Consider the following 24,916-nt stretch of genomic DNA (forward strand, 5'->3'; position numbering starts at 1 on the left):
CAAACTTATTGTACAAAATAGAGGCCCTCTTTTCTTGTATTTTACCCTCCTTACGTGACCACCTTTACGAAATCTCTATCCCATTTTTCCGTCACCTTTGACCTTGTCTGTGCCCGTGTTACGCTTAACGCCACAGTCTCACCGAAAAATTTAGCCTAAGCGGCTCAACGAGTGGCCAGTGTAACACGGGCAATCGATTCTAAGCATCCGTCGGCGGGGCCCCGACCCCTTCCGCCGGACGCCAAGAATCGGGCGATCTGCGGTCAAAGGCAAGCAGCTTCGCTGTGACTCCTCTTTATACCAAAGAGTCCCATTAATACCTTTCATTTCGCCCATAAAAATTTTACTCTAACGTTTTTTGTTAGGGGTGCAGGAAGGATTCCTTCTCCGTGTTGCGGGAAAAGCATGAGCGTTATAGGGACTAGAAATAGAAAATCTAAAGAAAGTTCTGGAGAGACAAAAGTATATAATATACGGCGATTGCGCTGTGATCATTGTTGCCGGATTCATCATGAATTACCAGATTTCTTAATTCCATATAAAAGGTATGAGGCAGAATGCATTGAGTCGGTTCTTACGAACCCCTCGACACATGCTGTTCCGGCCGATGAATCTACCCTCTATCGTTGGTTTGTATGGTTCAATCATTTTGTCGATTATTGGATTCATTGTCTCAAATCCATTATGCTTCGCACAACATTGGAAAAGGTCCCTTTGAATTTGACGTCCGCAAATTCAGAGACTGCACTTCTTAGAATAGGACGACTGGTGGGGAATGCCCCCAAATGGCTGGGGAGAATTGTCCGCCCCATTGTAAATTTTAATTTATGGCTACATACCCGTTCTGCATTCTTGTCCGAAGACAGCTGATTTAAACTCATGATAATCACTTATGTAGAGGAGTGTTATCATGAGGGATCAAAAAAAGGCGGAAGAAATTGCGGTTCAACGGTTCCAGCTTATTGCCCCTCTTTTGGAGGAAGGCTTGGATGCCGGAAAGGCAAAAGAATTAAAAACGCAAATATGTAAGATGAGCGGCCTTTCCGAAAGGACCATTCGACGTTACGTTACACAGTACCGTAAGGAAGGTTTTGAAGGATTAAAACCAAAAGGCCATTCGGGAAAGGTTAAAAAGGAAGCTATACCTCCGCATTTATTGGAACAGGCCATTCTCCTTCGGAAAGAAGCACCGACAAGAAGTGTATCGCAAATCATCCAAATTCTTGAATGGGAGGGTTTAGCCCAACCAGGACAGCTTAAACGATCGACTCTCCAAGAAAAGTTAACCGAAAGAGGATACAGTTCTCGCCAAATGAGGCTTTACACTCAAACAGGAGTGGCTGCTCGACGATTTCAAAAACGTCACCGTAATCAGCTATGGCAATCTGACATTAAATTTGGACCTTATTTGCCCATTGGACCAAATGGAATGAAAAAACAGGTTTATTTAGTCGTTATAATCGATGATGCGACGCGTTATATTCTTCATGGGGCCTTCTATCCGACCCTTGATTCCAGAATCATCGAGGATGCTTTTCGACATGCCATTCAAAAATATGGCGTGCCTGAAGCCGTTTACTTTGATAATGGAAAACAGTATCGGACGAAGTGGATGTCTCGTACTTGTTCCAAATTTGGGACAAGACTCCTTTACGCCAAACCTTATGCCGCTGAGTCTAAAGGAAAGGTTGAACGCTTTAATAGAATCGTAGATTCTTTTTTGGGAGAAATAGCCCTCGAAAAGCCTCATTCACTCGATCAGTTAAATGAGCTTTTTCAAGTATGGTTATCAGAGTGTTATCAAAATAAACCACACTCAGGTTTGGATAATGTTAGCCCTGAAGCGGCATTCCGAAGTGATACAAAGGCCCTTCGATTTATAGACGCGGAAAAACTCGCTCACGCTTTCTTACATTGTGAAACAAGAAAAGTGGATAAATCAGGATGTATTAGCTTTATGGATCAAAAATATGAAGTGGGACTTCCCTTTATCGGCCGCAAAGTGGACGTTGTATATGATCCTTCGGATCTTGAGGAATTAACCATTGAGTATGAGGGTCACCCACCTTGGAAGGCAAAGAAGCTTGTAATCGGGGAAAGGGCCGGGAGACGCCCCGCATTGCCCACACACCTTCAAGCGCATCAGGCCCATTCTTCAAGACTCCTGAAAGCTGCCACACAAAAATATGAAGAACGAAAAGTTGAACAAGCTCCGGCTGTCTCTTTCCGTGCTGTTTGGAAGGAGGATGGGGGGAATGTTTGAAACCTTTTACGGAATGAAACATACGCCTTTTACCAGGGATGTCCCTACTGATCAGCTGTATGATTCATTCACGATGCAGGAAGTTTTGGGACGATTAAAGTATACGGCAGAAAGACAATTATTTGCCGTTCTAACTGGAGATTGCGGTACCGGTAAAACCACCACGATTCGGAAGTTTGCCGACGGTCTGGATCATCGGAAATTTCGGGTGCTTTATCTATCCGATTCAAAGTTAACACCCCGACATTTTTATAAGGGATTGTTAGAACAGTTAGGATCGGAAGCTAAATTTTATAGAGGTGATGCCAAACGGCAACTTCATCGAGAAATTGAGTTAATGAAAGGGATTCATGGGATTGAGCCGGTGGTCGTGGTTGATGAATCACATCTACTCGATCGAGAGATGCTGGAAGAAGTGAGGTTCCTCCTCAATTTCAAGATGGATGCGCAAAGTCCAATGGCTTTAATACTCGTGGGTCAAAGCGAATTATGGGACCGTCTTCGTTTACAATCCTACGCAGCCATACGCCAAAGAATTGATATTCAGTTCAAATTAAGCCGTTATGATCGTTCACAAGTCAATGATTATGTTTTACGGCATCTTGAGTATGCCGGAGTTGAACAACACATCTTTTCCGATGCAGCCTTAGAAGAAATCCATCAGTTTTCAGGAGGCACGCCAAGACTGATTAATAAGGTCTGTACGCATAGCCTGCTTTACGGAGCCCAAAATGGACGAAGGATCATTGATGATCATATGATTAAGCATGTCATTGAGGGTGAACTATCATGACCAAACAATGGCGAGACATGGTATATGATAAGTTCCTTGATTGTTGGATGGTTGTTTTGGATGGTGGTAATAGAGATTATAGAATACGATGTGGCGAAACGTTCAAAATTCACCTTGGAGATGGAAATGAGATATTATGTAGAATGGAACTAGGGTTTGACTGGTATATTATTGTTGGTATAAATGATACAAGATTCTATTTAAATCCAAACGAAACCTATCAAGTTAAAATTTAGTATGCGTTATACGGGGAAGCTGAGAATAGTGCAGGCTTCCCCTTTCTATCGGTCAATAATATCGTCAGATTATGGACAAAAGACTCCGTCAATTTTGGGTCAAAATAAGGTGTCAGTAACACCCGATGCTGTCTACACACCTAGGACAACTGTGTAGTTAACATCGTAGACTCTCGCATGATTAAATAAAACCTGTCTCTGTATTTATTTAGGAGAGGAGATATACAAAATCTATTATATAAAATATGGTGATAATGTATAAAATTTTATGTAAAACAATTTACTAGAACAAAAGAAAAAAGGTAGGGTATTCACTGATTGGACCAAAAACCTTAAAGAAAGGAGAATCAAACCTATGTCTAAAAGTATACCGAACCTAGAATGGACAAAAAACTGGAGATGCGATTCGGCAGTTTGTAAAAAAGGAAAAATTAGAGTTTATCATGCAAGAAGAAATTAAGAGTTTCCTCGAAACTGAACAGCCAATAGAGAAAATGTCTATTAACATCGAAACATAGATACACAATATGGTCGTATAGAAGAGCTTTCGATCTCAAGAGACCGAAACGGAGAATTTCAAACACAACTGTTCGCCCCTTACCAACGCCACAGCTTCTGGATGGAGAAAATCATCATTAAGATGTATCTAAGTGGCATGAGTACACAAGCTGAGGTTTTTTTGGTAACTGAATATGTAAATGGTAATCACATTAACTTCTTTAGCCTCAGTAATTACTGCCTCTTTTAATCCAGGTAAAATCATGTTAACATTCATGTACACGCAACCCCTATCTTTAACTTGTTTATGGACAATTCAAGTTTAAAGGATATAGGAGGTTGCGTGTATGATTTTGTCCGAATTCCCCATCATATCCCAACAAATATTATAGAGCAATAAATAAAAAGGAAAGAACCTGAGTCATGTCTCCTATGTTTATAAGGGCTCAGGTTCTTTTACAGGTTAACCTAATTTAAGTTTTTCACTTTTTGATCAATAGATTCATCAATCTTTTTGTTCCTACTTCTTGGGAATATGAAAACTAATAAAATGACTAAGCTAAAAATTAAAGCCAATACAGTCAGTATTATTAATATGCCCCAGATTTCTAATTTGGTAATCCCCGCTATAATTAGGATAAATAATAAAGCAAATGTGATAAAGTATGGGATATCTTTTTCGGAATGGAATTGAAAAGCTGTTGTTTTTTGGGCTTGTGGTTTTGATAAAATGCTACCTAAGACTATTCCAATAATGGAAAATAGGATGCCGATAATAACGGGATCAGTAGAGGTGTGTATAATTTCCGATATAATGGTAGAAACTCCTCCCATAACCATACCGGACATAGCACCTATTGAATTTGCGCGTTTCCAATACAATCCACATAGTATGGGAATAAATGTGGCTCCTGCAAAAATGTGCATGGTAACGAGTAATAAATCCATAATAGAAGGAGTGAAAATAGCTGCAATGGTACTTAACACTCCGATAACCACTAATGTGATTCGCGTCACCTTCAAAGCAGATTTTTCTTCAATGGCTTGATTGTTTCCTTTTTTATAACGTTCATATAAATCTCTGGAAACATTGATCCCCGCACCTAGCAAGTTACCACTGACTGTTGACATACACGCGCTTAAAATGCCTGTAACAACAATCATCCCGACAACTGGGTTGACAATTTTTAATGCCATAACAGGAAAAACCGTTTCCGGATCTTCAAGACCTGGAAGGGATAGCTTGCCAAGTAATCCGACAAGAGCTAAGCCAAATGCAAATAAAACAATAAATAAAGCCATGACGGAACTAATTCTTTGGATACTTCTCTCATTTTTTGCAGCATAAACCCTTTGGATTTGTGTTTGAGAAATCGTATTCAATGGCATAAAGGTAATTGCCCAACCAATCACCATTAAAAATGTAACGCCTTGTGTATCCATTAGTTTGTCCTCCTCCGCCTTAAGCCTTTTGCTTACTGTTTTTTATAAACACTGACGGAAGCTCCGCGATGGAGTGGAAAATAAAATCGGGTTTCAGTTCATCAGGAATATCAGTTGGCTTTAAAGGATTGATCCAACCGGTCATCATCCCCGCTTGTTTACCTAGACGGATGTCGGTATTCAACCGATCGCCGACAATCATACACTGGTCGGGTGGGACTTTAAAATCAGCAAGGAGCAATTCACCCAACAGCTTCGATGGCTTGCCGATGACGGTTTCGACTTTTCGTCCTGTTGCCACCTCCAATGCCGCGATAATTGCCCCTGCGTCCACCAATCCGCCATCGGGTGTCGGACAGACTGTGTCCGGATTTGTCGCGATAAAATGAGCACCTTTTAATAATGCCTTGTAACCCGTTAAGAGTTTGGCGTAGGTTAAGGTCGTATCAAAGCTGACAATAACGGTATCCGCATGATCATCATCCGTAATGGGTAATCCTTCTGCCCATAGTTCCTGAAAAAGCTGCTCTTCTCCAATGACATAAAGCTTGCCATATTCTGGGTGGTCTTTTAAGTATAACGCTGTCAACTGTGCAGATGTGACAATTTCTTCGACTGTCGCCTGAATGCCCATACTGACTAGTTTGTCACTGTAAAATTTTCTGCTGTGTCTAGGGTTATTCGTGACGAATTTTATTTTTGCTCCAGAATCCCTCACCCATTTAATGGTGTCAGCCGCACCCTCAATCGCTTGATTTCCGATATACAGTGTCCCGTCCAAATCGAAGATAAAAGCTGATGGTGTTTTTCCCCACATAATCCTGCCTCCTAAAAAAATAACGATTAAAATATGTATATACGTTCTGGGATCTTTTTGATTTTTACAAAACAAAAAACCATAGACATGCAAGTCATTTATAAAAATGACTGCCGCTATGGTTTCTCGTTTCTCGAACCTTTTATCATGTTTTTATAATTTTTAGTGTATATAAACACCTTCGAGCCGTCAATGTACAATTTAGATTTCATCAGGATTAATTTGTTTTTCTTTCGCCTTTTATAATATCCCGATCATCTTTCATAAGGATCTTCATATCTATTTTCAGCATCCGGTTTCTCGGGTAAGTCGTCGTGTAACGATATTTGTTTGCACCGGATTCAAACGATACGTAGAGCTGTTTTTTAACTAACACGGCTCCTTCCGGCATTGGAATAGATACAATACTTTCTCTTGGTTTCGCTGTTTTCCCGTCAAGGAACCAAAGCGGCACTTCTTTCCCGCCGATGTTCACATATTGATGAGGTTCTTCTTTTAACGGATCATTGTATCGGTACAAAACGGCATCATTAGCCCGTCCGTAGGAAGTGACTAAGGAAATGCCTTTCTTTTGAACAACGGCTCCTTGAACTTTTCCAATCGTTGATAAGACGTAATCCGGTATTGCCGGCTCTCCGGATTCTCTATTCCATTGCTCCGGTGTCAGCATATCCGTATTCGCCTTTAGCTTGTAACCGACCATCCACGCATATTGCATTTCACCCAGTCGGTTGAGGAGATGGTGAGAAGGATCTGTCGGATAACTGTTTGGCTCATAAAATTCCCCGACCCAAAGGATGCTGTAATCATCATCGTACACATCATAGGCAGCCTCCACAGGCACGGGAATCCGATTTGTAAATCGGAGCTCATCGTTATTTTGCGCTGTTAGCACATCGCTGAGATTTAAAGTGAACAAGTATTGTTCGGAGGCGATCCACACATGATTACGGCTGACGGTAATTCCCCCTGCATGACCAGTGTAGGGTGTGCCGTCCACATTGTACAATAGAATCGATTTCACGAGTTTTTCCGTAGTGGCATCAATAATGCACAACGTTCCTGGTCTTCCATCATCTAAATAATTAATGGTCAAAAGCCAATCCTTCGGTTTGTAATAACCTAACCCCTGAGGCGTAAGGTCTTGTGCTAGCCCGGGGATGACTGGACCGTCCTCGCTGATGTCCCACAAATCATTGTATTTCGGATCTTTATTGTTAGGTGATCTTTCTTCTTGCGTGATGATCTGATGCCCTGGCCTTGCTGAGATCGGCGATGATTTTGCCGATTCGTTTCCCGAAATGTCTTCCGCTGCCACTTGCAGGACATAATCTTGATTACCCATAAGTGAATAAAGTGTAAATTCTTGTTTCGTAGAGGGTACCGAAAACTCGTAAACTCCATTTCTGTAAATATTGTATCTGAATATATCTGGTTCCGGATTCGCATTCCATGTTAATGTTATTTCACCGTTACCCGCTTCAGCTATCACATTTGTCGGCGTTAGCGGTGCAACATCATCCAGTTTCGGTCGTGGCGGCACTTGATCGGCAATAACCCATCCTGGTGTTGGAGTTTGATTTCCCGATATCTTCGTCATCGTTTGACCTCCGTCTAGAGGAAAGCGGAATGTCACGGACTTATTGGCAAATACATCAGTTCCTGTGTAATTGGCTCTAACGATTTCATTGCCATTTGGGTCAATGATTTTCACCGTTTGGCTACCGCTGTTAACCAACCCACCGATATTTTCCAATCTTAGAAGCTGGTCCTCATTGACATATTTACTTTTATAGGACGCAAAATAGTAATGGTTAAAGCCTTCCAAAGTCATGGACTGAACGGATTGCGTTCTAGTCCAAAAAAGTTTCGTACTCCACGGAGCAATCTTCAACGAATTTTCAATTTCCACATTCCAACTTCCTGATTGAACATGGTAGCCTTTAAGATCAACTTCTTTATTACTGTTATTATAGATTTCCAGATACTCAAAGGCGTCATAACCATCGTAGTTATCTGTATTCGGCATCAGTTCCGTGATGAGCAACTGAGGCGCTTGCATGTCATCCACTGCTTTTGATTGAGAGGTATGAAACACAAAAATATTTCCCATGACGAGCAGCAGAGCAACCACATAGATAAAACAAATTCGATACTTGATACGCATTCCTTCTCCTCCTTAAAATAATATTTACTCACACTTTCAGAACGTTAACCTTTTCCACAATGCGGGACCTAAATAAAAACCCCATGACCTCATTTGCACGGCGTGTTAAGCAGTACAAATAAAGGATCATGGGGTTCTCCTGTCTCAACCCTCAAGTAATTATCTGATTATTTACAATAATACAAGAGACCAATAAGTGTGGCAATGTTTTTATGATGGTTCCGTAAAAAATGAGTCTAAAGACCGACTTACGCCCTTTAAAGGACACCACCGGGCTTATGACTTTTCTTTTTTCTGTTGGCAAACGTTCCGTGATTAGGGAATAAAGTGATGATCCATCAATCCACATTAAAGATCCCATAAACGTATCGGATATATTGGTCATCACGCAGTTTGATGCCTTTTCTTTCTAAGAAACGCCAAAGTGTTCGGTCAAGGCTGAACGGGCCTTGATTTTTCCTTTGTTCAATGTCGGTTTTGCTCATTTGCATCGTGTACAGAGAAAGGTCAATGATGAAGGTGATGTTGACATTTGGGTTTTGCGCATCCCAGTCATAGGGGATCATCGTGTCATGTTCCCATTCCTCAAGTTCCTTAACGATGCAGTCAATGACAAGCTCGAAAAATCGATCCACTCGATAACTCTTAGCCATCATACCTCTAATCCACCCTGATATATTCATATCTAACACCCCTGTTTTGTTTTTTTTATACGGTTTGGCGTGAATCCGCCGGACTGAGGTAATATTTCTAACTGAATGTCTGTCTTGAAAGATATTGCTGATGGCCTTGGTTAGACGATACGAGGAATGGTCCCACTAATAAAGAGTTCATAGCTCTGCCAAACCTTCTACTGAGAGGCAGGAGACTTCTTTGAAAATGACGTTAAAATTTTCTCCCAGTAAAAGAAAAACTCCCTTTGCTTCGATGCAAAAGGAGTTTCGCTTTCCGTTCCTTATCATCCAAAGCAAAGTGCTTTGCTGGTTTTGGCACCTTGCCGCAATGGGTAGGTTGCCGTGGGGTCATGGAGCCAGATCTCTCGCCCATCTCTTGATAAGCCATGATTCAGTTAATTCTATTATATTATAACAATGTTTACAAATCAATCCATTTTTTCATCATTTCTCGCAATTGGGGAAATCCGACGATGTCATTCGGATCATCGGTGTTTTCATTCGGGTAATATTGCAGGAACGTGCCGCAATCGGCCGGCGTGACGATCGGTTGGTCGTCGTCGCCGGGATAGGCGCAGACGACTTGGTAAACCGCACGCAGATTATATTCTTTTTGGCCATCGGAGTTTCTTTTCACATAGGAAATCAAACGGTACTCGTTCATTTGTTCCATCGTATTCGTCCATCCGAATTCACTATGGATGTTGTAAAACGGCCGATATTTCACTTCGATAATAAACGTTGATACATAGGTGCTATTTTTATATAAGTCAATGCGAATGTCCGGTTTTCGGCGGAGATGGCCGTAAAAATGCGTCCGATTCTGCAAGGCTACCTGACTGTTCGGAGCCAGCGTTTCATCGTACGTCACGTCGATTTTGCAATCCCCTTTGACGAAGGACACCTTCGTCCCTTCCTTCAACCCATCGCGAAAAAACGATTTTTGCAGTTGGATCGTGATGGCTTCGCGGTCTGGTAAAAAATCGAGTTCCCGAAGCGCTCGCAGTACACCAAATAACACATAATACTCATACAAAACCGAAGTCGGTTTGTACGCCGGCATATCTGAAAGGGTGTCGTCGGTTTCGCGCGTTTGGCTTGCGGCCTCTTTCCATAGCTCGTAAAGCAGCCGATAGCTTGGCGTTCCGGTGCCGAGGCGAAAAGTTTTTGGTCTTCGGTTTTCCACTCTATTCCAAAAAGGCGTATTGAGCCGTGCCGACAATTTCAAGAGGTGCTTCGTAGCTTCCGCTTGGTCACTTGGGAAAGTAGCAAACGCCAACGTCTGCCATCTTCGGTATCCACTGCTGTCTAGAGCGGGATCATCCCACCCTTGATTCTCCCCCTCCGACGTCTGGATGCGAATGGTGTGTCTCTCTATTTTTTCCGGAAACTGTGGGACGTTACTGTATGAGTCATTAATCTCTCCCGCCTCATGTTCAAGCACTTTCAATGAACGCAAGGATTTCATGAGTTCGTGGGCGATTTGGGAAATGACGTACTTGGCCAAGCGGTTTTCATCATTGTCCCAATTCGTTTGCCAATGGCGGTTATAAAATTTTGTGCCTTGGTAAATGACTCCCCTGTAAGAATGCTGGAGGCGGAGACAGCGGTTATCCATATGCCGGGGAATGTCCTCCAGCTTGTACGCTTTTTCAATTTGCAGCATGCATCGCGTTTCGATATCGCGTATGGCCCGGAGCAGTTTCGCTTCATTCTCCCGATACCAGCGGATAAAGCGCCGGTGAGGTTCCGTCCTATCATGGTTGAAGTGACCAATTGTTCTTTTAAAGTGATAATAATCGAGCACAAGCCCGCGCAGTTCCTGGTTGATCACTTGGTGAATTTGCGCCATCTGCCGGTCACTAACGTTTTTCGGCTTAATGGCCACAGCGCCGAAATACGTTTTTCCTTGATAATGTAATTCAAAATGATAAAGCCCACACCGCCATGGGTACGTTGCGCCATCCCGGTATTGGTACAAAACATGTTCCCCTGTGACGCCTGACAAAACATAACCTTCGTTGTCCGCTTCTTCATCCGCATCGCGCGTATGAATCCAATAAAATCTTGCCGCTTCCGCCGTTTCACATTTAAAGGTGAGTTTAACGTCCTTATACTCCATCACATCATAGAGACAACTTCGGACGTTTTCCGGCGATTCGGCAAGGCGCTCAATGGGAATGATCGTATGGCCAACATGGAGGTGCAATGTCAACGGCAAGTGACGGCCTGATTCGACGACTTGAATGCCTTTTGAAACACTAGTGCGCAAAGCCATATAACATCAACTCTTTTGCTTTTCGCTTCAACGCATTCGCCGAACGTTCGAAGGTCGACACCTTCTGACCGAGTTCCGAGCGGATCAGTTTCATGATGTCACCTTCGATGTATTCATCTCCCGAGTAACTCCCCACAAGCGGTGTGACAAATGATTCAAAGCCCTTGATCTTTGTGAGGATGCGCTGTTCCACTTGGCGATCGAAAGCTTGTCCCCGGGAGATCATCAACAGGCCATCTGGATTTACCGGAATGTTCGACAGATAGCCGGCAATGCCGAGAACGACGCGGAAGGATACGCCTTTTTGCGAATCATCGTTGTTTAAAAGCGTATGAAGTTCATCTAAAAAGGTGAGCTCCGCCTCCGTCAAACTGTTCAGGGATGGTGCGCCCGACACCCACTCTTCCCGGAACAACTTCGCCGACACCTCCATGGTTTGGACATTTGTTGTGTCGTCAAAAGTCGAGACGATATTGTATGCCTCCCTAAAAGAAAGCTTTGACGGCCGGATGACATTCGTGCGGTCGAGCAAGCGATCGGAAAATTCCTTTGTGGTGTCATCAAAATTCACAGTGCCGACAAAGATGATATTGTCGCCGATTTTCACTTTCGGTTTATACATTTCATCATGAAAACGGCTATCCGCGTGAAACAATGTTAAGTACCGCTTGTCTGGGTCAACCTCAAGTAAGGAAATAAACGGGCTGAACCAATGCTCAACTTGTGACAAGTTCATTTCATCGAAGACGACCATGTACATGCGCTCCGGGTGGGCTTCGGCTTCAAGAAGCAGCCGTACCAATCCCGTCTCGCTCTCATGGTAGACGCCGGTCGTCGGATTGTAATATCCGAGGACGTCATTCGGCTCATGATATGACGGAGATACCGGGATTAACAGCAGTTCTTTTCCATAAGTCAGCCCCATCGTTTCGCCGTAAAGCTGAGCCAACTGCGACTTTCCCGTACCTGACATGCCGCCGATGATGCTCAACATGTTTGTTTTCACGCTGATATGAAAAGCGATCAAATCCTCATCTTGGAAAAACAACGCTTTTTTCCTAGCATTCATCTTTAAAAGATTTAAAAAGTTCCATTCGCTTTCGTTAAAAACGTACCTGCTCGTTAATGCGGCATCAGAATAATCGCCCTGAACGACGTCTGCGGTTCCGGGTTGAGTCGCTGTTTCACCAACAGTCAACTTCCGGCTCAAACTATTCGCTTCTTGCTCGAACCGGGCTTTAAGCGTTTTTAGCGCGTCCGTTTGCACAAAGTAAAGGAGATCATCCACCCGGGCATCCACCATGTTGCTGAAGACACCTTCCATGTGCTCGAGAAAAAGGACGTCTACACCTTCCTCTTGGGAATACGTCGTCGCATTAAGGTTCGTCTTTAAAGCAACGTGGTAAAGGGTGCCTTGGTAATAGATAAATTCCGGTAATTCGAATAAACTCGGATAATATTTTAAAACAATTGGACGACGGTCTCCGGAAAGTTTATTTTCAAAATCGCTTTTTGTCTCATCCAAGCGCAATTGCGGTCCCGGAATCGGCGTATATCCCCCAGCGGCCGGCTGTATATTTTCAACCTGGACGAGTTCAACATTGATATAGTCATTGTAACAACTCAACTGAAAGACTATTAATTTATCTTGAAGGCATTCAAAAATTTTCTCTTTTACTTCGACATGGGGAAGGTAATCGATGCGAATCCATTCCCTAAATTTATCATAATTATTATCACTAGCCGTACTTCCCGTAAAAATGTCGTTAGAATAATAGAATTGCTTGGATAGTTCGTGCGGAATCGGTGATAGGCACTTTATATGAAATTGAATGTAATCTTGTAACTCACCTTGGTATTCGACAGGTTCGTAGAAGTTGGGTGTCAATGCCAACTCGTCTTCGGTAACCAGCCTTCCGACAAAAAAGGCGTCATCGAGCTTTCTCTGGATTTCGGGATTAAGGCGCCGTTTCAACTTCACTATGCATCGCCCCTTCTAAGTAAAAACTAATTCTCCGTACAATTCGTGTTGCTCCGCCACCGACAAGCTTATAGATCAGGGCCCGTTGTTGAACACAGGCTTCCAATTGGAATAACGATTTGCTGTTGATGCCATCTGTGTTAATGAAAATAGCGCCATGAAACGGCTCGGGCAAAGTCTTCACATAGTCTATTATTTGTTCGGGCCGGTCAACGATAACCCGTTGTGTTTCATTAAACACCCATTCAAAGAGAGGGTCATCGACCAAACTTAGAAAAACCAGTTCCTCTTTAAATAGTTTCCATAACTTAGCATTAGCCTTTTCCGACTCCCAATCGGATTTTGCTTTATGCAACTGCGCCAATTCGGCAGATATCTTTTCGATGGTGTTTGTTTTATTATTCAGTTCGCTCAAGGCTTGCTGATAAGATTTATTTAGTTGCTTTTTTTCTTCCAGTGCTAAAGAAAATGCCGATTTAACGCGCTCAAGATCTTTTTTCGTCTCTTCTAATTTCTTATGAAGTTTATCATGGTCTGACTGGATCTTCCGCATTGCTTTTTCATGTTGATGAATGGCTATAGCTTCTCTATCTCGATATGTGTCAGCGAGGTGGATGGCATCGAGAAGGGCGAGACCGATTAATGCTTCTTTTTCTTTCGTTTTCCATCTTGATATTTCTTTTCGGTATTGACTGAACATCTTTAAGTAATACCCTTCGGAAACGCGTGGGAGAGAGGTTTCTAAACGGTCTTTGAGTTTTTCTCTGCCCTCGAAAAAGTCATCCCAAGCTTCTTTCATAGGATGGTGATCAAGGAGTTTTTCCAGATTGTCCGCAAAATGCGCCATGGTATTTTGGTAATAGGCTTGGATTTTATCTGTGAACGTCACATCCATTAAATCCGTATAGAAAGGCCGTCTTTCTTGGATATTGCGCTTGATGAGGGCTTTATGTTTTTGATATTGCTCGCCGTAGTGGAGGACAAAGAACGCAAACGCTTGAGCTTGTGATCGTTTTTCGTCAAATTGTATTTGATAGAAAAATTCCTGCGCCGATAAGCCCTGGTAGGCTTCCTCCGTCCCCTTGACGAAATCCTGTAAAAACTTTTCCACCTTGATTTTATTTTGTAAGTTTCGAAGCAAATGGTGTTTAAATATAGCAATCGGTATTTGTTTATATTTTTTCGGCGTAAAGCCCGGAATTTTAAGGTTTGCACTAAGAGCTATTTTGATGAGATCCTCTTTTTTACATAGTTCCATAAAGTCATGGAATGTATCTTGGTCAAGAATGGATGGATGCTCCTCTTGAGTCGCATTCCCCATATGTATCCCCCTCAAATTTTTGTCTTTATATCGTCTTTTAGGTCATTCGTCTTTCCGACCTCCTATTGTTTTTATGATTCTATTATACCGTTTTATCAGTCCCTTTGTTTGAAAAAAATGAACTAAAAAGCGGGACATTAGCCTTACATTTTTTGGCATGCTGTAGGGGTGTATGAAAAGTTCCGCCAAGCCTTTTAGGCGAAAGCGGAACTCCCGATGCACAAATAATTGTATTTTTCCCAGCACAAAACATAGTCAATCAATTCCAGTTTGAACCGCTGGCAATCCATCAACTTTTTAACTGAAATGAAATCGCCTGTTCCCCAAATTGTTTCCATCCTGCCAAAAAGTCGTTTTTCGCAACTTTACGATTTTTGATACCGCTTAGCGGATCATTAAAGTAGATAAACTCCTTATCGTAACCCGTGATCAGCACTGCGTGTTCATGCATTGTAATCCGTATCGGGCCGCTTTCGGTGTACCACGTCTCCCACTCGTTGTCGGGGACATACCGAAACCAGCTCGTTGTAATGACCCAGACGGGTAAGCCATGATCAATTTGGTTTTTGACTGCTGCGAACCCTTTACCAGTAAGGTCGATCACGCGATCCGACAAATATTTCTTGGCAAGATCATAAACCGGCCCGTGATAAACACCGTATCCAGGTTTCTTAAAAGAATAGATATCACCAACAAAACCAATATTGGGATTGCCGAAATGAACCTTTCCATCAACAACTTGATAGGGTGTCGGATCTTTTTTGATTTGTTTGGCTAAAGTCATTTTGTCGACTGAAATGCCAGCATCCTGTAGGAGCATTGCCAAACTCGTGACCTCACAACCTCTTGCCAATTCAGGCAATTGCTTGATGAGCGGTGCATTAATTATATGGGTGGTTTCATGTTGAAGGGTTGTGATGGAATCTTTCTTGGCGGGATGGTCGTCTTTTGTGGACTTATCAATGCGTGCAGGTAAATCTGAGGTGTTTAATGAGTGTTTTGAGATTGACCGATTGGCTAGTGCGTGACGCTTTTTTGCCCATTTTTAATGTTAAAATCGTTTGAACTTGTTGATCACCATTTATGTATGAACTCACTTTCGGTGATTGGCTCTTTGAAATGGTTTTAATTTGTTGCTGATGGCCACATCCCAAAATGAACATAAATAAAAGTAAGAAACATATAGTTCCCCTCAAAAGTCCCACTCCTAAAGAACTATTTTTCTATAAAAATATCATATTGTCCATATTTTGTTAAGGTAAAAAATTCTAATTTTTCCTGCCTTTTCGTTATAGTTTCATCACGAAAAATGGACAAACTGGTTTTCCCAATGAAGGATGTGTCATCCGAAAAACAGTGATGGCCTCAAAAGGTATCCTTGTCCGATTTTTAGAAACCAACTTTTTGTTTTACTATTAACTCTGAATTAACTCTGAATCTATTTTTTCCTGATGGATATGGGCATTGACCCATTTTATGGCACAGGGATGAAGACCCACATACAATGTGTATAAAACAAAGGACCAATTATGCCACTCACGCTAAATGCATTGCCGCCGACAACGCAATTGCCCTGGCCCTGGGATTTTAAGCCATTGTGATGGCGGGCTATTTTAAGCCGTAACAATATCGGTCAAACAAAGACATTCAAGTCCGGCAGCACCAGCTTTCATTACCCTTTTTTCCTTTTTCATAAAAAGATTAAAATGTCCGGTTTACAGGGGGATGAACATGAGTAACAAGATTTATTTCAATCCTAACGTGTCACCGTCCATAAGAAAGTTAAAACCGCCGCGAACCAAATCGCAGATGTATTGTTATACGGATCAACTTGGGGAGGCTTTAAAAAAGCTCGAAACATCACAAGAGGAAACGAAAAATGAGTTGAATGAGTTAAAAGGTTTAACCGAACAAATCGTCGTTCAGTTAAAAGAATTTAAAAGAAAGGTCATGAAGCGGCTCAGCAAATTAGGACTCAACCAAAAACAAGCAAAAGAAGAACAAAATAAAACCGATCAACAATTACAGGAATTAAAGACCGAATTGGACCGCATTCACGCCCTGATTAACCAACAACATGAGAAACACCAAGCGCGTCTGAAAAACCTGTTAGAGACGATTAATGAATATATAGAAGCCTTACAACAAAAGGAAACGGAAACGGTTTCGACCTTTTTGGAATCCAGTGACCTGCAGCGTGTCGTTTTGGAGGACATCTCCAAACGGCAGGAAGCCATTGAACAAAAACTACAGGATGAATTGGCACAACTCAAGGCTTTACTCTCAAATCTCGCGGAACAAAGCTCGGAAAACTACGACATTCAACTCGAATACCAAAAACTCCATGAAAAAATGTTGCATAAAATTGTCGAACTCCAAGTCGCCTCAAAGGGTGAGTGAAACCTAACACGCCATCGATCAAGGTGCCATGAAAATTTATTGGATGCAGGCTGATCGTTCCGATCGGCTTTTTTGTTCTGGAATGAAAGGATAAAGGTTTTCGGCAAGCATAAAGGCCCCTATGACACTGCCTTCATTTAAGAGTCTTGCACTGGTTAGAACGCTTTTCATTTATCAAGCGCGCATAACGGCAACTAGGCTCTGCCATCGCCTTAAAGGCTTGCACTGGCTTTTTAATCAGGCCAGCATAAGAGCAACTAAGGCTCTGCCTTCGCCTAAAAGGCTTGGCAGAGCCAAGTTTTCTATAGCAGAGCCTAGTTTTTTATTTTTTTGATCTTCTTGAAGGTTCTCGCCGTGTCGTGTCCCAATCCGCCAGCCATTTCATCCTCAAATGGTGCGCGCCTCTAGTTCTTCAATGCCTAGGGTTTTGCACTGGGAAGTATCACCCGCTTTTCATCACGTTCCCCTATTCACTCCCACGAACCACAAAAGTTTTTTGGTCAAATGATCCGGATTTCGTATGAAAAATAGTTTCTATGACCCGTGCGTCACCGTTTCGTTTTCCACTTTTTTATATGGATTCATGATGCCCATCGGGTCGAGCGCTTGCTTGATGGTTTGCATGATTTGATAGGCACCGCCGTGTTCTTTCGCTTGGTATTTTAATTTACCGATGCCAACACCGTGTTCGCCTGTACACGTTCCCTTTCGTTCCAGCGCATATTGCACGATTTGTTCGTTAACTTTTTCGGCTCGTGCCAGATCATCCGCACTGTTTGGGTCGACGATCATGATAATATGAAAGTTGCCATCGCCGACATGCCCGGCAATCCCCGCCGGAAGCCCGGAATTGGTGACAATTTCTCTCGCAAAATGAATGGCGCCGGCAAGTTCGGTAATGGGCAAACAAACATCGGTGACCATTTGTCTTTTTCCCGGATGGGCATGAAGGAAGGCATACGCTAAGTTATGGCGGGCATCCCAGAGTTGATGACGCAATGCTTGATCCGTTTCAAACACAATTTCCTGACAGTAATGATCTTCGGCAATGGCTTTGGTTAAAGCGACATCCTGTTTCAGGCCGTCCTTATTCCCGTGAAACTCCAAAAACAAGGTCGGTGCTTCTTTATAATTGGTTTGGCTGTACTTATTAACTTGTCTAATGGACGGTTCATCCACAAGTTCCACTCGAGCAATGGGGATACCGGCTTGCTGAATGTCCACTACCGCTTCCACGGCTTCATCAACATTTGGGAAAACAGCTCTTGCCGCCATGATTTGTTCCGGTATGCCGTACACTTTCAAGGTGATTTCCGTAAAACAACCCAAGGTGCCTTCCGAGCCGACAAAAAGCCCTGTCAAATGATAACCCGAAGACGATTTCGCCGCGAGGTTACCTGTATGGATGATCTGACCATCTGCTAAGACCACTTGCAAATCGCGGACATTATCACGCATGGCCCCGTACTTGACGGTCGTTGTTCCGCTGGCATTGGTTGCTGCCATGCCGCCAATTGAGGCATCAGCCCCTGGGTCAACTGGGAAGAACAAGCCATATTTTTTAAGTTCTTTTTCAAGCTGCTTACGAGTGACCCCAGGTTGAACGCGGACGAGAAAATCTTTTTCGCGGATTTCAACGATCTTATTCATTCGAGTAAAATCGATGGTAATGGCTCGTCCGCGCGGAATCACATGCCCTTCCAGGCTTGAACCCATGCCAAATGGAATGACCGGCACACGATGTTTGTTTGCGAGTTTTATAATGTCACTCACTTCTTGGGCGGTCTCTGGAAAAACGACGGCTTCCGGCAAATACGGGGTATGGTAGGATTCGTCCTTGCTGTGTTGTTCAAGAACCGTCAGGTTTTGACTGACACGTTCAGGCGCCAAAATTTGCTGCAGTTCTTCAATCAGCCCCATTTTCTCATCTCCCAGCAGATGATTTATTTTCATAATTATCATACCAATGTTTTTTTTACAAATGCATGTAAAAGCCCTCATAATGTATAAACGGCGGTATCCCATGGCACTTGGCCCGTTCCAGTTTTGATGCGCAATCAGAAAAAGCATATTATTTCTGTACACGAACGCCCCTAAAATGATAGGCAATCCAGTCAATTGGAAATATTCGGGCGGTGATTTGGACCGTTTTTGCCAAAAGCATATTATTTCGGCCCATTTAACCCGACGTTTTGATATGCAATTGGAAAAAGCATATTAGTTCACCAAACGAACCGCCTTGAAATAATACGCAATCCATAGATTTGGAAATTTTAGGTGACATTTTTAGCCCTTTTCTCCAAAAGCTTATCATTTTGATCCTTGTTCACCGGAGTTTTAATACACAATCGTATTATTTCCGCACACGAAACAGTGAGTTGGCAAAGCCCTTTTTAGGGACGGACAGGGCTTTCGTCAATCATATGCCAGTACACGTATTTTGGCAATGGTAACGCTATCTTCACTCTTATTGTCGGCCTCATTCCTGCCCAGAACAACCCTTTTGGCTGTCTCCTATTGGCCTTAATTCAGCCTAAAAATGATAAACTTTCTCACCAATTAAAATAACCAGCCCAAAGAAACTGGACTGGTTTTGGTCTATCGCATTTCGGGTTGAAGGCGTTTTCTTTTGGCTCGGTTTTTCACAAAAGCGATCAATTTTGGCAAAACAGTGATTAGTACAATAAATATAATGATAATCAAAGAAATCGGTCGTTCAAAGAAGACGAGATAATGGCTGTTTGCGATGGTGATCGCACGACGGAAATTTTGCTCCATGAGTGGTTCGAGAACAAGCGCCATGACAGCTGGTGCAAGTGGTATGTCCAATTGCTGCATGCCATAACCGACCACGCCGAAAATAAATAACATGAACAAATCGAACTGACTAAAATCGAGGCCATAAGTGCCCAATACGGAAAATGCGATAACGCCCACAAAAAGCGGGATGGTCGGCAATTTCAAAATCGAAGCGAAAACGCCGACGAGCGGCAAGTTTAATATCAACAGTATGACGTTGCCGACATACATGCTGGCAATGATGGCCCAAATGAGATCTGAATGGGTTTGGAACATACCCGGACCCGGTTGCAAACCGTACATCATGAAAATGAATAAGAGCAGAGCTGTCGTTGCAGAACCGGGGATCCCAAGCGTAAACAGAGGGACCATGGCCCCACCTACTGCCGCATTGTTCGCCGCCTCCGGACCGGAAACCCCCTCAATTGCCCCTTTGCCGAATTCATGGCGATGTTTCTTGGACAATTTCCTTTCCATCGCGTAGGAAAGAAAGGAGGCAAGCGACGGTCCGATGCCTGGAAGAGCACCAATCAGAAAACCAAGAACCGACCCGCGGCCATAGGGACCGATGGATCTTTTCCAATCCTCTCGTGTCATCCATAACGAACCTTTAATCTCTTGAACTTTTAATTTAAAGTCCGCACCCTTTTTCGCCATATTGCTCAGCGCTTCGGGAATGGCAAAAAGCGCTATGGCAAACAAGACAAAATCAATGCCATCAAGCAGCTTAGCACTGCCAAATGTAAAACGATGAACACCTGACTGGAGATCCGTTCCAATAGTTGCGACTGCCAACCCGATAAAAGTAGAAAGATACGCTTTTAGTACTGACCCTGTCGTTAAGCTTGAAATCATGGATAAGGATAAAATGATTAATAGAAAATACTCGGCCGAACCGAAATAAAATGAAGCCTTGGCGATGACCGGTGCCAAAAACATGAGCCCAACAATAGAAAGCGTTCCAGCAATAAATGAACCGATGGCTGCGGTCGATAATGCGGGGCCGGCTCTACCTTGCCGCGCCATCTCATACCCATCGATCGTTGAAACGATGGACGCCACTTCTCCCGGTGTTCTGACTAAAATTGAAGTTGTGGATCCGCCGTACATCGACCCATAATAGACGCCGGTCAGCATGATCAGTCCGGTCGCCGGCGGCAAGCCAAAAGACAGCGGAATCAATAACGCTATAGCAGTGATGGGACCAATCCCAGGCAATACACCGACAAGTGTCCCAATGAATACACCTATAAAGCCAAATCCTAGATTCTTCCATGTTAACGCTTGCTCGAAACCAGCTAATAAATTCGAGAACACATCGCCCAAATCATCACCCCCAACATAAAGGCAGTCTTAAAGGGATTTCCCCATGCCATCGTTAGCCTTCAACACCATTGAAATGCAGAACCACGTTTCCTCTTAACCCTTTAAGAGGTTTTTAAAAGGGGCCGCTCGGTAAGTAAACTTCAAGCAAATCATTAAAGACCAAATAGACGATGACGGGAAATAATATGGCATAAATCAAATTGCGAACCCACTTTTTTCTTTCGAGATAAGTGGTTACCCCGAAGATAAACAAGGCCGTTGAAAGAAGGTAACCTAATGACACAAACAAAACGATATAAGCAAGGATAAACAGTAAAATGATCAATAATTTTTTACCATCTTGCTCGGATTCTTCCATATCGGAAATAATGGTGGATTCCAATGGCTTTCCCGTATCTTCCTTTCTACGGCGGCTGGCCAGTATCCCTTGAATGAGAAGGACAAGGGACACCAGCATCCAAAGACAACCTATGATGATCGGAAAGGTACCAGGTTGGATATCAGCCGATTTATAAGAAGACATTGGAATCTGAAAAGCCAACAGGGTATAAATGAGCGAAATAATGAAGGAACTCCCGCCAGCTATAATATTTTTATTCATCCGTTCACCCCATTTTACAAGCACCCTTTGTCCATCACTTAATTTCGCCGGTTTTCTCCAATCCGGTTTTTATGGCGTCATTGGCCTCTTTCAGATACTGATCAAATTCTTGACCTTTCATATAAGTGATCTCCCATTGATTTTTCTTGGCAAAATCTTTCCATGTCGGGGTTTTGAGCGCTTTTTCTATGGTGCTTTGCCAGAAAGTGACGGCTTCTTTCGGCATATCAGGCGGTCCCATAAGGCCGCGCCAGTTACCGTAGACAACATCGACACCGGCTTCCTTAGCTGTCGGAACATCTTTGACCACACCGCCCAACCGTTTGTCACTTGTGATCGCAAGCCCACGAAATGTCCCCGCTTCGATTTGGCCGCGGAATTCGCTCACACCGGAAATCGCCGCATCAAGATCACCGTTTAATAAAGCATTGGAAATTTCCCCGCCGCCTTCATATGCAACAAAATTGATAGCTCTTGGATCCCCACCGAACGCGTTTACCATTAACGCAAACGGCAGACGGTCATCCCCTGAAGCGCCAACGGCAACAGAGCCGGGGTTTTTCTTGATAGCGCTAAGCAAGTCGCTTAATGTTTTGTACGGCGAATCAGCTGGTACGACCACCATGTAATACTCCGTCATCAAACGCGCGATCATGGTGACATCCTTGTAACTGTAGTCGGAATCACCTCTCAAATAGTTGGACATGATTGGCGTAGACGTCACACTGATTTTATAAGCATCACCTTTATGCTGGGTAACCAACTGTGAAAGTGAAACGGCTCCGGTTGCACCGGCCTCATTTACCACTTGAATCGGGAAATGAATGAGTTTTTCTTTTTCAAAAGTAGCGGCAAGCGCCCGTGCCGTCACATCCCAGCCGCTTCCCGGCGCTGCGGGAGCAACTAAGGTCACAGGCTTTCCTTTAGAATAAAAATTGTCGGCATTGGACTTCTTTTCCTTCGTAGACCCGGAGGTCCCGCTATTACAAGCACTTAGCAATAAAATCACGGCCAGTGCCAAAAAAGAGAGCCAACGCCCCTTTTTCCCCAACCAGTTCATGTACATCATCCTTCTCCTTTACTCACCGATTTTCATTTGACGGGTCGGTGCTTGATGAAGCTCATCTGCCGTACCGGCCCGGCTGACTGCACTTTCCAACGGATGGTCGACAAGTTTTTCAACATCTCGAGAAACGGCTAACAGTTTTCGAAGGTTAATCCCGGTTTGCACCCCCATGCGTTCCAACATATGGACGATATCTTCGGTAGCCACATTGCCAGTCGCATTTGGAGCATAAGGACATCCGCCCAAACCGCCCACTGATGCATCAAAGGACGTGACACCAGCTTGCAAACCTGCTATGACGTTTGCTAGAGCCATCCCTCTTGTGTTATGAAGATGAAGGTTTATGTCCGCATCCGGGAACAGCGCCTTTAATTGACTAATCGTTTCATAGACCAACTTCGGATCGGCAACTCCCACCGTGTCGGCAACGCTGAACGCACGGACACCCATTTGATAATACGCCTCGGCGACATAATGTATTCTTTCAAAAGGAATTCTCCCTTCAAATGGACACCCTAATGCCGTTGCCATGCCCCCACGGACGGAAACATTATGCGCGTTTGCCAGATGAACGACTTCTTCCATGATTTTTAGGCTGTCATCGACACTTCGATTTGCATTAGCAAGACTATGGGATTCACTGACGGATAACATCAATTCCCACTCATCGGCCTTCATCGGAATCGCTCGTTCTGCCCCGCAGATATTTGGCACTAAGACGCTGTATGAAACGCCTTCCTTTCGCTCAATATTGGCCATCACCTCCTCCGCATCGATCAATTGTGGAACCGCTTTGGGGTGGACGACGGATGTTACCTGTATGGCGCTCACGCCTGTTTCTGACAAGGCATTGATGATGCGGATTTTTTCCTTTGTCGGTATAAACGCCTTCTCCATCTGAAACCCGTCTCTCGGACCCACTTCTTTTATCTCAACCTTCTCAGGCAAGTACCACGACATGTTCAAATCACCCCCTCCTCCTTCAATTCGTTGATGTCTTCCAGAGATAATCCCAACTCGGTAAAAATTTCAAAATTATGTTCACCGATCGAGGCGCCCGTTTTTCGGACGGTACCGGGTGTTTGTGAAAACTTAGGAATAACATTCGGCAATTTGATTTTTCCGAGAACGGGATGATCGACTTCGACGAGTGCTCCTCTCGCTTTGTACTGTGGGTCCTGAAAGATATCTGCCATATTGTAAATGGGAGAAACGGGAATGCCGTTTTTGTCGAAAATTTCCTGGATTTCTCCCGCATCATGGGCTTTAAACCATTCCTGGACAATTGCATGGACCTCCGTGCGCCTTTTGACGCGCTCAATATTTGTGGCGTATCTCGGGTCGGTTTTCATATCGGAACGTCCCATGACATCCGCCAACCGGTAAAACGTTCGGTCGGTGCTTGTTGTCAACACCATCCACTTCCCGTCCCTCGTCTGGAAAGTGCCGACGGGAACGGCGGACGTGTTGTCATTGCCTAACCGTTCCGTTATGTGGTTGGTCTGGTCATAAGTGGCCACGGCCACCTCCAATAGACGAAACATGGATTCAAAAAGGGAGACATCAATTTCTTGACCGGCTCCTCCTTTGGCATCGCGGTGATAAAGAGCGGAAAGCGCGCCGATCACGGCAAATAATCCTGTTACATAGTCAACTAGCGAGATGGGCGGTGATAAAGGTGGCTTGTCGGGATATCCGGATATATAGGTATATCCACTAAAAGCGGTAGCCGGTGTCCCGAACCCCGCCTTTGTCCGATACGGGCCGGTTTGCCCATAACCGCTGACCCGGATGATAATAAGTCGGGGATTTACTTCCCTCATTTTTTGGACGGTAACCCCCCATTGATCAAGCGTTCCCGGGCGAAAATTTTCAAAGAGAAGATCTTGATTTTTTAATAATTGATAAAAAAGTTGTTGGCCTTTCTCTTTTTTTAAATTAAGCGTGATCGCGCGTTTATTCCTTGATATAGCGGCCCAGGCTAAAGATTCGTTATCTTTAAATGGATGAAAACCGCGGACCGGATCTCCCTTACCAGGAAGTTCAATTTTGATGACATCTGCCCCATAATCCCCCAGTAATGCTGTCGCAAAGGGGGCCGCATAAACCGTCGCGATATCTAAAACTTTTAATCCGGTAAGCGGTCCGTTAGCAGCATTTGGTTTTTCAGTTCCAGCCGTTTTCTCAGAAGGTTGCGCCTTTTGTGTTTGCGATATCTCATTTGGATGTTTACTGTTGGTTCCTCCCTCCAAC

Annotated in this window: 19 protein-coding genes, 1 pseudogene and 1 riboswitch; of the genes and pseudogenes, 6 read left to right on the forward strand and 14 right to left on the reverse strand. The window is 43.7% G+C overall.

Annotation, left to right across the window (positions count from 1 at the left end):
- Positions 1-378: 378 nt before the first annotated feature.
- The 5 genes and pseudogenes from H532_RS20825 to H532_RS20315 all read left to right on the forward strand — a co-directional run.
- Entirely contained in the window at positions 379-870 is a 492-nt protein-coding gene (locus H532_RS20825; RefSeq protein ID WP_281169038.1) for a DUF6431 domain-containing protein, read from the forward strand.
- A 40-nt stretch (positions 871-910) separates the two neighbouring features.
- The gene (locus H532_RS0108730) at positions 911-2,263 is read left to right on the forward strand and encodes a DDE-type integrase/transposase/recombinase (RefSeq protein ID WP_027725170.1); all 1,353 of its coding nucleotides are present in this window, start codon (positions 911-913) and stop codon (positions 2,261-2,263) included.
- Positions 2,256-3,056 (forward strand): ExeA family protein, encoded by an 801-nt coding sequence (locus H532_RS0108735; RefSeq protein WP_027725171.1) that lies wholly within the window; start codon positions 2,256-2,258, stop codon positions 3,054-3,056. Before H532_RS0108730 ends, H532_RS0108735 begins: the two co-directional genes overlap by 8 nt.
- Positions 3,053-3,292 (forward strand): DUF5348 domain-containing protein, encoded by a 240-nt coding sequence (locus tag H532_RS0108740; protein ID WP_027725172.1) that lies wholly within the window; start codon positions 3,053-3,055, stop codon positions 3,290-3,292. Before H532_RS0108735 ends, H532_RS0108740 begins: the two co-directional genes overlap by 4 nt.
- Positions 3,293-3,647: 355 nt before the next feature.
- A pseudogene (locus H532_RS20315) lies at positions 3,648-3,998 on the forward strand (transposase); the annotation flags it as partial.
- A 260-nt stretch (positions 3,999-4,258) separates the two neighbouring features.
- Here H532_RS20315 and H532_RS18335 read toward each other — a convergent pair.
- The 8 genes from H532_RS18335 to H532_RS18350 form a co-directional block, all read right to left on the reverse strand.
- Positions 4,259-5,233 carry a sodium:solute symporter family protein gene (locus tag H532_RS18335; protein WP_051263228.1) on the reverse strand — a complete coding sequence of 325 codons (975 nt, stop codon included), beginning with the start codon at positions 5,231-5,233 and terminating at the stop codon, positions 4,259-4,261.
- A 19-nt stretch (positions 5,234-5,252) separates the two neighbouring features.
- Positions 5,253-6,050: an HAD-IIA family hydrolase gene (locus H532_RS0108755; protein ID WP_027725173.1), complete on the reverse strand. Its 798-nt coding sequence runs from the start codon at positions 6,048-6,050 to the stop codon at positions 5,253-5,255.
- Positions 6,051-6,267: 217 nt separating this feature from the next.
- Positions 6,268-8,217: a lamin tail domain-containing protein gene (locus tag H532_RS18340; RefSeq protein ID WP_051263229.1), complete on the reverse strand. Its 1,950-nt coding sequence runs from the start codon at positions 8,215-8,217 to the stop codon at positions 6,268-6,270.
- A gap of 338 nt (positions 8,218-8,555) precedes the next feature.
- Positions 8,556-8,900: a hypothetical protein gene (locus H532_RS0108770; protein WP_155995020.1), complete on the reverse strand. Its 345-nt coding sequence runs from the start codon at positions 8,898-8,900 to the stop codon at positions 8,556-8,558.
- A gap of 269 nt (positions 8,901-9,169) precedes the next feature.
- Positions 9,170-9,277: riboswitch (SAM riboswitch) on the reverse strand.
- A 35-nt stretch (positions 9,278-9,312) separates the two neighbouring features.
- On the reverse strand, positions 9,313-11,169 hold the full coding sequence (locus tag H532_RS0108780) for a nuclease domain-containing protein (RefSeq protein ID WP_027725176.1): 1,857 nt from the start codon (positions 11,167-11,169) through the stop codon (positions 9,313-9,315).
- A complete protein-coding gene (locus H532_RS19570; RefSeq protein WP_027725177.1) occupies positions 11,153-13,150 on the reverse strand; it encodes an McrB family protein in 1,998 nt (665 codons plus the stop codon). Before H532_RS19570 ends, H532_RS0108780 begins: the two co-directional genes overlap by 17 nt.
- Entirely contained in the window at positions 13,128-14,471 is a 1,344-nt protein-coding gene (locus tag H532_RS0108790; RefSeq protein WP_027725178.1) for a hypothetical protein, read from the reverse strand. Before H532_RS0108790 ends, H532_RS19570 begins: the two co-directional genes overlap by 23 nt.
- 289 nt (positions 14,472-14,760) lie before the next feature.
- Positions 14,761-15,477: a C39 family peptidase gene (locus tag H532_RS18350; protein ID WP_081412399.1), complete on the reverse strand. Its 717-nt coding sequence runs from the start codon at positions 15,475-15,477 to the stop codon at positions 14,761-14,763.
- 725 nt (positions 15,478-16,202) lie between these two features.
- Between H532_RS18350 and H532_RS0108805 the strand changes: the two genes are divergently transcribed.
- Positions 16,203-16,871 carry a hypothetical protein gene (locus tag H532_RS0108805; RefSeq protein WP_027725180.1) on the forward strand — a complete coding sequence of 223 codons (669 nt, stop codon included), beginning with the start codon at positions 16,203-16,205 and terminating at the stop codon, positions 16,869-16,871.
- Positions 16,872-17,405: 534 nt separating this feature from the next.
- On the opposite strand, the gene H532_RS0108810 is transcribed toward H532_RS0108805, so the two are convergent.
- The 6 genes from H532_RS0108810 to H532_RS18360 all read right to left on the reverse strand — a co-directional run bounded on the left by H532_RS0108810 (position 17,406) and on the right by H532_RS18360 (position 24,915).
- Entirely contained in the window at positions 17,406-18,791 is a 1,386-nt protein-coding gene (locus H532_RS0108810) for an FAD-binding oxidoreductase (protein ID WP_038111959.1), read from the reverse strand.
- Positions 18,792-19,469: 678 nt separating this feature from the next.
- A complete protein-coding gene (locus H532_RS0108815) occupies positions 19,470-20,996 on the reverse strand; it encodes a tripartite tricarboxylate transporter permease (protein WP_027725182.1) in 1,527 nt (508 codons plus the stop codon).
- A gap of 112 nt (positions 20,997-21,108) precedes the next feature.
- Positions 21,109-21,597 carry a tripartite tricarboxylate transporter TctB family protein gene (locus tag H532_RS0108820; RefSeq protein WP_027725183.1) on the reverse strand — a complete coding sequence of 163 codons (489 nt, stop codon included), beginning with the start codon at positions 21,595-21,597 and terminating at the stop codon, positions 21,109-21,111.
- A gap of 34 nt (positions 21,598-21,631) precedes the next feature.
- Complete coding sequence (locus tag H532_RS18355) at positions 21,632-22,663, reverse strand: tripartite tricarboxylate transporter substrate binding protein (RefSeq protein WP_051263231.1); 1,032 nt, start codon at positions 22,661-22,663, stop codon at positions 21,632-21,634.
- Positions 22,664-22,675: 12 nt separating this feature from the next.
- Positions 22,676-23,623 (reverse strand): hydroxymethylglutaryl-CoA lyase, encoded by a 948-nt coding sequence (locus H532_RS0108830; RefSeq protein ID WP_027725184.1) that lies wholly within the window; start codon positions 23,621-23,623, stop codon positions 22,676-22,678.
- 2 nt (positions 23,624-23,625) lie between these two features.
- Positions 23,626-24,915 carry a CaiB/BaiF CoA transferase family protein gene (locus H532_RS18360; RefSeq protein WP_281169036.1) on the reverse strand — a complete coding sequence of 430 codons (1,290 nt, stop codon included), beginning with the start codon at positions 24,913-24,915 and terminating at the stop codon, positions 23,626-23,628.
- Between the last annotated feature and the right edge of the window lies 1 nt (position 24,916).

Origin of the sequence: Tuberibacillus calidus DSM 17572, from assembly GCF_000430685.1 — a bacterium.
GTDB lineage: Bacteria > Bacillota > Bacilli > Bacillales > Sporolactobacillaceae > Tuberibacillus > Tuberibacillus calidus.

Excerpts from the sequence above, each read along its gene's own strand:
- H532_RS0108810 (WP_038111959.1), bottom strand. The coding sequence starts at position 18,791 with ATGGGGCTGATTGAAGAACTGCAGCAAATTTTGGCGCCTGAACGTGTC.
- H532_RS0108830 (WP_027725184.1), bottom strand. The coding sequence starts at position 23,623 with ATGTCGTGGTACTTGCCTGAGAAGGTTGAGATAAAAGAAGTGGGTCCG.
- H532_RS0108820 (WP_027725183.1), bottom strand. The coding sequence starts at position 21,597 with ATGAATAAAAATATTATAGCTGGCGGGAGTTCCTTCATTATTTCGCTC.
- H532_RS0108740 (WP_027725172.1), top strand. The coding sequence starts at position 3,053 with ATGACCAAACAATGGCGAGACATGGTATATGATAAGTTCCTTGATTGT.
- H532_RS0108735 (WP_027725171.1), top strand. The coding sequence starts at position 2,256 with ATGTTTGAAACCTTTTACGGAATGAAACATACGCCTTTTACCAGGGAT.
- H532_RS0108790 (WP_027725178.1), bottom strand. The coding sequence starts at position 14,471 with ATGGGGAATGCGACTCAAGAGGAGCATCCATCCATTCTTGACCAAGAT.
- H532_RS18340 (WP_051263229.1), bottom strand. The coding sequence starts at position 8,217 with ATGCGTATCAAGTATCGAATTTGTTTTATCTATGTGGTTGCTCTGCTG.
- H532_RS0108805 (WP_027725180.1), top strand. The coding sequence starts at position 16,203 with ATGAGTAACAAGATTTATTTCAATCCTAACGTGTCACCGTCCATAAGA.
- H532_RS18335 (WP_051263228.1), bottom strand. The coding sequence starts at position 5,233 with ATGGATACACAAGGCGTTACATTTTTAATGGTGATTGGTTGGGCAATT.
- H532_RS0108780 (WP_027725176.1), bottom strand. The coding sequence starts at position 11,169 with ATGGCTTTGCGCACTAGTGTTTCAAAAGGCATTCAAGTCGTCGAATCA.
- H532_RS0108755 (WP_027725173.1), bottom strand. The coding sequence starts at position 6,050 with ATGTGGGGAAAAACACCATCAGCTTTTATCTTCGATTTGGACGGGACA.
- H532_RS0108730 (WP_027725170.1), top strand. The coding sequence starts at position 911 with ATGAGGGATCAAAAAAAGGCGGAAGAAATTGCGGTTCAACGGTTCCAG.
- H532_RS0108770 (WP_155995020.1), bottom strand. The coding sequence starts at position 8,900 with ATGAATATATCAGGGTGGATTAGAGGTATGATGGCTAAGAGTTATCGA.
- H532_RS18355 (WP_051263231.1), bottom strand. The coding sequence starts at position 22,663 with ATGTACATGAACTGGTTGGGGAAAAAGGGGCGTTGGCTCTCTTTTTTG.